Annotated in this window: 5 protein-coding genes; 4 read left to right on the forward strand and 1 reads right to left on the reverse strand. The window is 39.5% G+C overall.

The features are described from left to right. The 3 genes from H5200_RS11850 (at position 1) to H5200_RS11860 (ending at position 3,534) form a co-directional block, all read left to right on the forward strand. Positions 1-921 (forward strand): flagellar motor protein MotB, encoded by a 921-nt coding sequence (locus H5200_RS11850; RefSeq protein WP_145241115.1) that lies wholly within the window; start codon positions 1-3, stop codon positions 919-921. A gap of 147 nt (positions 922-1,068) precedes the next feature. After that, entirely contained in the window at positions 1,069-1,551 is a 483-nt protein-coding gene (locus H5200_RS11855) for a hypothetical protein (RefSeq protein WP_149981193.1), read from the forward strand. A gap of 72 nt (positions 1,552-1,623) precedes the next feature. After that, positions 1,624-3,534, forward strand: coding sequence for a DNA topoisomerase III (locus H5200_RS11860; RefSeq protein WP_182761548.1), 1,911 nt, complete (start codon positions 1,624-1,626; stop codon positions 3,532-3,534). Between the two features lie 16 nt (positions 3,535-3,550). Here the strand turns inward: H5200_RS11860 and H5200_RS11865 are convergent, their stop codons facing one another. Next, complete coding sequence (locus H5200_RS11865; RefSeq protein ID WP_182761549.1) at positions 3,551-4,861, reverse strand: M20 family metallopeptidase; 1,311 nt, start codon at positions 4,859-4,861, stop codon at positions 3,551-3,553. A 100-nt stretch (positions 4,862-4,961) separates the two neighbouring features. Here H5200_RS11865 and H5200_RS11870 point away from each other — a divergent pair, with 100 nt between their 5' ends. Beyond that, on the forward strand, positions 4,962-5,819 hold the full coding sequence (locus H5200_RS11870) for a tetratricopeptide repeat protein (protein ID WP_145241107.1): 858 nt from the start codon (positions 4,962-4,964) through the stop codon (positions 5,817-5,819). Positions 5,820-6,262: the final 443 nt, after the last annotated feature.

A 6,262-nucleotide genomic window follows, 5' to 3' on the forward strand; every position in this document is an offset into this window, starting at 1 on the left:
ATGTCAGATCAAGAGTGCAAGTGTCCACCACCCGGGTTACCAGCATGGATGGGTACCTTCGCGGATTTGATGTCACTATTGATGTGCTTCTTTGTACTTTTACTCGCGTTTTCAGAAATGGATGTACTTAAATTTAAACAAATCGCAGGCTCAATGAAGTTTGCCTTTGGTGTACAAAATAAAATAGAAGTAAAAGATATTCCCAAAGGAACATCCGTTATCGCGATGGAGTTCACCCCAGGTAAACCTGAACCTACTCCAATCGAAACCATTCAACAGCAAACTGTCGAAATGACCCAGCAAATGCTTGAGTTTCAGGCTGGTGATGAAAGCTCAGCTGGCGGTCGTCAAGAGCAACGCGGTAATAAGCGTGGCGGTGAGTCACAAAGTACAGCGCAACAACAAGCATCAGAACAATCTATTTCTGCAGCTGATCAAGAGCAGGTTAATGAGTTAGTTAAAAAGATAGCCCAGCAATTGGAACAACAAATCATGGATGGTGCTGTTGAGTTGGAATCATTAGGTCAGCAAATTATTATTCGTATTCGTGAAAATGGTTCATTTCCATCTGGGAGTGCATTTTTACAACCTAAGTTTAAACCAATCATTCGTGATATAGCTGCGTTACTAAAAGATGTGCCAGGCGAAATTACGGTGTCTGGTCATACTGATGATTTTCAAGTTTCGAATGAGCTGTATACCAATAACTGGGACTTATCATCGAAGCGTGCAGTTGCGGTTGCAACTGAAATGCAAAAAGCGCAAGGCTTTGATAAAACCAGAATGGTTGTTGTCGGTCATGCCGAAACTCGACCACTTGTTCCAAATGATTCTGATGCGGATAGACGACGTAATCGCCGCGTGGAAATTTCAATAATGCAAGGCAAGGCTAAGGAATCAGATCCGATAGATGTTCGTTAAGATGCTTGGCAAAGTACCTAATTTAGCTTAAAGTAGTTTTTTAACAAGTGTAACGGAGTGTCTGATGAAAAACGTTGATAAATATAGCTATATGCCGGGCAATGGTTCTGGTGGCGATGATGAAGAGAAGAATGTTAAGTAACGTCAATGCCTAATTGGGTGAACAATTTAATTTTTATACTTGAATATAGCTGGGTGTTATTTTTACTCCCAGCTATTTTTGTATTTTACATACGTAAGGATTGGTTGGCATTACGCTTTGTCTTGATTACAGCTGTTTTCTTCTTGTATGGCGCTGTGATTTATTCAAGCCTTAGAGAGTTAGATGACCCTTATATTTGGCGTTATGTAGTTTGGGCTTTTAATGATATTGCTTGGATGGCTTTGATTGCTTACTGGGCTATTAAAGATAAAGTGTATCTTTGGCAAAGTGTGATCGGTCAGTTGGTTGTAATTAGTGCGCCTATCTTACAATTATTTAGATTAGTGGATCGCCACCTTTGGGATTTATCGTATAGCACTATGCTATATAAAACGTTATTACCTTTAATCAATATTGGCACTGTCGTTGTGTGCTACCTTCCTCTGTTGTATTTATTTATGCGAAAAAATCGCAGTTTAAAGAGCTAATCATTAACTATTTGTAGATTAAATTACGTGTGCTAAACTACTGTGTAAATAACCAGTTGTTGATAGTGCCCTATGAAACTTTATATAGCCGAGAAGCCATCTTTAGGTCGTGCCATTGCTGATGCGCTACCAAAGCCTCATAAAAAACATGATGGCTATATTGAAGTGGCTAATGGCGATTGTGTTTCTTGGTGTATAGGTCACTTGCTCGAGCAGGCAGAGCCTGATGATTATAATGAGCAATATAAAAAATGGCGCTTTGATGACTTACCGATTATCCCACAGCAATGGCAGTTAAAAGCAAAATCTAAAACTCGTAAGCAACTTACGGTACTTAAAAAGTTAATCAAACAAGCTGATCAACTTGTTCATGCTGGTGATCCAGACCGAGAAGGGCAATTACTTGTTGATGAGGTGATTGAGCAAGTTAAACTTAGCCAAGCCAAAAAACAGCAAATTCAACGTTTATTGATCAGTGATTTGAATGTTAGCGCGGTTAAAAAGTCGCTGCAAAACGTTCGCTCTAACCGTGAATTTATTCCACTTAGTGTATCTGCTTTGGCGCGTTCGCGAGCTGATTGGCTGTTTGGTATGAATTTAACGCGCGCCTATACGCTTGCAGGTCAAAAAGCAGGGTTTGGTAATGTATTATCAGTAGGGCGTGTACAAACACCAATATTAGGATTGGTTGTTCAGCGTGATAACGAGATTGCTAATTTTGTGCCAAAACCTTTTTATGAAGTATTAGCCCATTTAAGTACCGAAAATAAAGAGCCGTTTACAGCAAAGTGGCAACCAAGCAAAGCGTGTGAACCTTATCAAGATGAAGAGGGGCGAGTGCTCCATCGAGGCCTTGCTGAGAATGTTGCGTCGCGAATTTCTAATCAATCAGGTGAAGTTACTGCGCTTGAACAAAAGCAGAAAAAGCAACAAGCACCTTTGCCGTATAATTTGTCAGCGTTACAAATTGATGCTGCGAAAGCTTTTTCAATGCCTGCACAAAAGGTATTGGATATTTGTCAAAATTTATATGAGCGTCACAAGCTAATTACCTATCCACGTTCAGACAATCGTTACTTGCCCAAAGATCATCACCAAGAAGCAGCCAGTATAATAAAGGCAATTGCCATCAATGGCGGGCAAAATGACACTCATTGCCAAGGCGCAGATGTGAGTAAACGCAGTAAGTGTTTTAACGATGCTAAGGTGGCTGCGCATCACGCCATTATTCCTACCGCTAAGCAGCAAAAGTCAGCAAGTTTGAGCGTTGAAGAAGGTAAAGTGTATGGTCTTATTAGCCGTCATTATCTGATCCAGTTTTATCCAGACTACATTTACAATGAAACAAAGGCTGAAATAACAATTAATGGTGGTATCTTTAAAGCCAACGCAAAACAAGATGTAAGTTTAGGCTTTAAAGCGTTAATGGGAAAAACCGCATTAAAAGATGAGCAGATATTGCCGCCATTAATTAAAGGGCAACAGTTGCAGTGTGAACGCGGTGAAGTAATTGATAAAATGACCAGCCCGCCAGCTCATTTCAATGATGCAACGCTGCTTAGTGCAATGACAGGTATTAGTCGGTACGTTAAAGATCCAGAAATCAAAAAAATACTCAAAGAAACAGATGGCTTAGGAACCGAAGCAACCAGAGCGGGTATTTTAGAGTTATTATTTAGAAGACAATTTTTAAGACGTCAAGGTAAACTCATTTTAGCAACCGATACAGGTAAAGCATTGATCAGTGCGTTACCGCATGGTTTAGCCAGCCCAGACCTAACCGCAAAATGGGAAGCATCGTTGGGCGACATAGCAGAACAACAAATGAGTTATCAACAATTTTTAAATCCTTTATTAGTGGATTTAGCGGCTTTTGTGGAACTTGCCAAAAATTGTGATAGCAACGTATTTGCACAATTACCAAAAACGCCGCAAAAGCGGCGTTTTACAAGAAAAACTAAACCAAAAACAAAATCGACTTAGTCATCCATTGCTAAGATTATTGATTAAACAAAGCCACCGCAGCGTTACTCATTGCAGTGATACCTGTGGGGATTGCAACTTTATAGTCAGGTGAAAATTTACTTGAATGTAGTGAAGGTAAAGTTGCCCCTGATGTTTGTGCCGCTTGATATTGAGCTTGCTCTACACCACCTAACCAAAATAAGGTGATAGGGATGTTTTTATCTGTGCGGCCATATAAACCAAAATCTTCCCCTGCCATAACCGCTTCGGTTTCAAGCACATTACTTTGTCCAATCGCCGAGCTAATCGCACTACGTACAATATTAGTTTGTGCAGGGTCGTTATATGTAGATGGGATTGACTCATCTTCATGTACATAAACCACAGGTATTAAGCTTTCATCCAATCCTGCACTTAATGCAATGCCTTTAGTTATACGTTTTATTGCTGCAATTTGTTGCTCGCGAATTTTAGGATTATAACTTCTAAGTGTCAGCTGTAGCTTTACTTCATTCGAAATTACATTATGTTTAGCTCCACCGTGAATTGAACCCACTGTAATTACTGAGGGTTCAAGAGGTGATAATTCGCGACTGGTAATTGTTTGCAGTGCCAACACGATCCGTGATGCGATAACAACAGGATCAATAGTCATATGTGGGTAAGCACCATGACCACCTTTACCTTTAACCGTAATATCTACTGAATCCACACTGGCCATGGTGTACTCATTTTTCATACTGACTTGTCCTGCAGGAACACTCGCACTAACATGCAAAGCGATAACGTGATCAGGAGTCGGATATTTATTAAATAAACCTTCTTTGAGCATCGCTTTTGCACCGCCTCCCACCTCTTCTGCAGGTTGTGCCACCATCATTAAGGTTCCTTGCCATGAATCTTTATGTAGCATTAATTGTTGCGCAGTACCAATAAATGAACTCATATGAATATCATGACCACATCCGTGCATCACACCAACGTTTGCTCCTTCATCATTTATAACAGTGACTGTTGAAGCATATGATTTACCTGTTTGTTCTATGATTGGTAAGCCGTCTGTATCAGTACGGATCATTATTGTCGGGCCATCACCATTTTTATATAAGCCTACTACACCAAAGCCACCCACATTGTCGGTCACCTCATAGCCAAGCGCACGTAATTTGGTGGCAAGCTTTTCTCCCGTTTCTTGCTCATGGTATGAAAGTTCTGGGGACTGGTGTAAATCTAAGTAAAACTTTTCAATGGCAGGCATCGTTTTATCTAACTTCAGCTCCAAGGTTGTTGAGCTTGCTAATGGACTAAGCAGTATAAGTGCAGCGTATAGACTATGAAATTTCATAAAAGACCTTTTTGATTTATGGCTTGTGATTCTGGGCTTGTAATTATTATGTTTGCCTCCATATAAAACCCTAAATAGTCTGATATGGCAATCAATAGCAATGAATAATATGGTAAATGTTAATCCGCAAAATCTTCAACAAGTGCTGGGTGAAACATCACAACAAAAACTAGTCCTGTTAAGTTTCTTTTCAGCACAAAGTCCAGAGTGTCAATCTCAAGCAGCTATTTTACAGACAATAGCCAAAGATTATGGTGACTATATATTAGTTGCCACATTAGATTGTGATTTAGAGCAAGCACTCGCAGCACAACTAGCACAGCAAGTTGGACTACAAACATTACCAACCTTAGTGCTATTAAAAGATTCAGCACCTGTTGATGTATTAGCCGGTGCACAAGCTGAAACTCAAATCAGAGAAGCGTTAAGTAAACATTTACCGCAGCCTCATGAAATGTTGTTAGAACAAGCCAAGCAAGCACTGATCGCTCAGGATTTAAATCAAGCGTTTAATTTTGCCAAGCAGGCTTACGAATTAGACAATACAAATGCGCGTATAAAATTAGTATTGGCAGATATATGCATTCAAATTCATAAACTGGATGACGCGCAAGCTTTGTTAGCTTCAGTAAATGAAAATGAGCAAGATGCATACTTTACAAATATTCAAGCAAAGTGCGCACAAGCACTTCAAGCACAAGAATCGCCAGAGCTAAAAGCATTACAAGCGAAAGTTGAAAAGTATCCTAACGATCTTGAGTTAAAAGTTGAACTAAGTGCAGCATACGACCAAGCAGGCAAAAAAGAGCAAGCGTTAGAGTTACTATTTACAGTGTTGAAAAAAGATTTGAATTTTGCCGATGCCAAGGTAAGTTATTTAGCTATTATTGCCTCTTTACCGGATGGTGATAGTTTAGCGGCTAAATATAGAAGAAAGCTTTACAGTATCCTCTATTAACAAGTTTTTATTTTGTTTTATGGAAAGCGCCGAAGTTAATGGCGCTTTTTTTATGCCAAAAACTTGCGAAATATCGATAATAGATAATACTGAAGATCCTTTCAGGGAAAAGTCGTTGTTATTTTGTACAGCTGACTAGGGGTTTTAGTGTGTTTAGCGCGTAAATTGAACGAACAGCACTTTATTTCAAGTTTTCTTTAAAAAACGCTTGCGTAAAATTCTCCGCGCCCTATAATGCGACCCCACTGAGACGGCAGCAGGCAACGCTTAAGCTGCAAGAGTTAATCAGTTAGTCGAGTAAAACTTGAGTTTAGATTTTTAAGAAAGTTTAAAATTAAGTGTTGACAAAAAAATAGGAAAGCGTAATATGCGCAGCCCTAGCGAGATAAAGTTTAACTTTAACCGCAACGTTCTTTAACAATATAAAGCAATCATCTGTGTGG

The sequence above is a fragment of the Pseudoalteromonas sp. SG43-7 genome (assembly GCF_014164295.1).
GTDB classification, from domain to species: Bacteria; Pseudomonadota; Gammaproteobacteria; order Enterobacterales; family Alteromonadaceae; genus Pseudoalteromonas; species Pseudoalteromonas rhizosphaerae.

Coding starts and splice junctions, on each gene's coding strand:
- H5200_RS11860 (WP_182761548.1), top strand. CDS start 1,624: ATGAAACTTTATATAGCCGAGAAGCCATCTTTAGGTCGTGCCATTGCT.
- H5200_RS11850 (WP_145241115.1), top strand. CDS start 1: ATGTCAGATCAAGAGTGCAAGTGTCCACCACCCGGGTTACCAGCATGG.
- H5200_RS11865 (WP_182761549.1), bottom strand. CDS start 4,861: ATGAAATTTCATAGTCTATACGCTGCACTTATACTGCTTAGTCCATTA.
- H5200_RS11855 (WP_149981193.1), top strand. CDS start 1,069: ATGCCTAATTGGGTGAACAATTTAATTTTTATACTTGAATATAGCTGG.
- H5200_RS11870 (WP_145241107.1), top strand. CDS start 4,962: ATGAATAATATGGTAAATGTTAATCCGCAAAATCTTCAACAAGTGCTG.